Origin of the sequence: Kribbella albertanoniae (assembly GCF_004348455.1) — a bacterium.
In the GTDB taxonomy this organism is placed as follows: Bacteria; Actinomycetota; Actinomycetes; order Propionibacteriales; family Kribbellaceae; genus Kribbella; species Kribbella albertanoniae.
This window is the reverse complement of sequence record NZ_SMKA01000510.1, coordinates 1-1,650: the sequence shown is the minus strand read 5'-3', so window position 1 is coordinate 1,650 and position 1,650 is coordinate 1. Positions and strand designations below refer to the sequence as shown.

Below are 1,650 nucleotides of genomic sequence, written 5' to 3'. Positions count from 1 at the left end.
CACCCACCCCGCCGAGCCGCCGCTTAACCCCGCTCTCAAGGAGTCGTATGAGCCGTTTCCTCGCGACCCTCTGCTCTCTGCTGGCCCTCCACCTCCTGTTCCCGCTGCGGCTCAATTCGTTGCGGCGGTTGACCGCTGCAGTTCCCCGCCCAGCATCTACTCGTCCGTTCTCTCGCAAGCTGCTGTTGACCCCAGCTGCTGTCGTCCTGCTCGCCTTCGGCCCGCCAGTCTTCTTCTCCGCCGCGGCAATCACCGTCATCGCCACCCTCGCCTGGGTCCAGCGAGAACAACACCGACGACATGCAGCCGCCACAACCCGCCGTACCACTGTCATTGAAGCTTTAGACGTCCTAGCCGCCGACCTGGCAGCAGGCCGCCCACCCATCGACGCGCTGGGAGGCGCCGCCACCATCGCCCCCGACCTCCACCCAGCCCACGCCGCAGCCAAGCTAGGCGGCGACATCCCAACAGCCCTCGAGCTAGCGGCGCAATCCCCAGGCAGTGAAGGCATTCGCGCACTCGCAGCCACCTGGCGTGTAGCCGAAGAATCCGGTGCCGCCTTCGCGTCCCTCACCGAACGCCTAGCCGACTCCCTTCGCGCCGACGAAGCTATCCACCGCCAAACCGCGGCCGGCCTGGCCGGTGCCCGCGCGTCAGCCCGGATCCTCGCCGCCCTCCCACTGTTCGGAATCGCCCTCGGCTACTCCTTGGGTGCGCATCCCCTGACGTTCCTCACCGCCACCCCACCCGGCTGGCTCTGCCTCACCAGCGGCCTCGCCCTCACCGCCCTCGGCCTGCACTGGACCGCCCGCCTAGCAACGCAAACCCCTTGCCCATGACAACTACGTTCCTAGCGGCCGTCGCAGCTGCTCTCTGCGTCAGCCTGCTCTTCCGCACCCCAGCCGACCTCCGACGCCTAGAACCCATCAAAGCCGCTAGGGCTCGCCCGCCCCGAGCCCATCGACTCGTAGCCGCAGCAGCCGCCTGCGCCGTACTCGTCCTCGTCAACCCGCCATGGGGCCTGCTCCCGGCCGCCGCTGCGTACTGCCTGATCCCGCGAACGCTCTCCCGCCTGGAACCCGCCGCTACCAAACGTCGCCGCGCAGCCATCGCGAACGACCTGCCCCTGACCATCGAACTCCTGGCCGCCTGCCTACGAGCCGGCCGCCCACCCCAACAAGCCCTGACCACAGTCGCCGCCGCCATTCACGGCCCACTCGGCGACCTCCTGGCCGAGATCGCCCACCGCCTCACCCTCGGCGCAGACCCTCAAGACGCCTGGGCTCTCCTCCGCACCGAACCACCCTGTACCGCCGTAGCCCGCGCCATCGACCGCTCCCTCACGTCCGGCGCACCCCTGTCCCGAACCCTCGAACGCCTCGCCAACGACACCCGGCAAGCCCAACACCACACCGCCGACCAGCACGCCCGAACCATCGAGTCCCGCTCAGCCCTCCCACTAGGCCTCTGCTTCCTCCCCGCTTTTGTCCTGCTCTCGATCGTCCCCACCATCGCCGACGCTCTGGTTCCGTACCTCACCGCTGGCTAAAGATGCCTACGGCAACGACTTTTCCACAGGTCCGAAAGTTCTTTGCCACAAGGCCGTTCGCCGACTGCATCTTCTTGGCAAGAACATCAACCCAGGAGGCC

General features: G+C 67.9%; 2 protein-coding genes. Both read left to right on the top strand.

What is annotated here, in order from left to right:
* The first annotated feature begins 47 nt into the window (after nucleotides 1–47).
* The gene (locus E1261_RS44665) at nucleotides 48–839 is read left to right on the top strand and encodes a type II secretion system F family protein (protein ID WP_132416423.1); all 792 of its coding nucleotides are present in this window, start codon (nucleotides 48–50) and stop codon (nucleotides 837–839) included.
* On the top strand, nucleotides 836–1,549 hold the full coding sequence (locus tag E1261_RS46755; RefSeq protein ID WP_238176858.1) for a type II secretion system F family protein: 714 nt from the start codon (nucleotides 836–838) through the stop codon (nucleotides 1,547–1,549). Before E1261_RS44665 ends, E1261_RS46755 begins: the two co-directional genes overlap by 4 nt.
* Nucleotides 1,550–1,650 lie beyond the last annotated feature (101 nt).

Excerpts from the sequence above, each read along its gene's own strand:
- E1261_RS46755 (WP_238176858.1), top strand. The coding sequence starts at position 836 with ATGACAACTACGTTCCTAGCGGCCGTCGCAGCTGCTCTCTGCGTCAGC.
- E1261_RS44665 (WP_132416423.1), top strand. The coding sequence starts at position 48 with ATGAGCCGTTTCCTCGCGACCCTCTGCTCTCTGCTGGCCCTCCACCTC.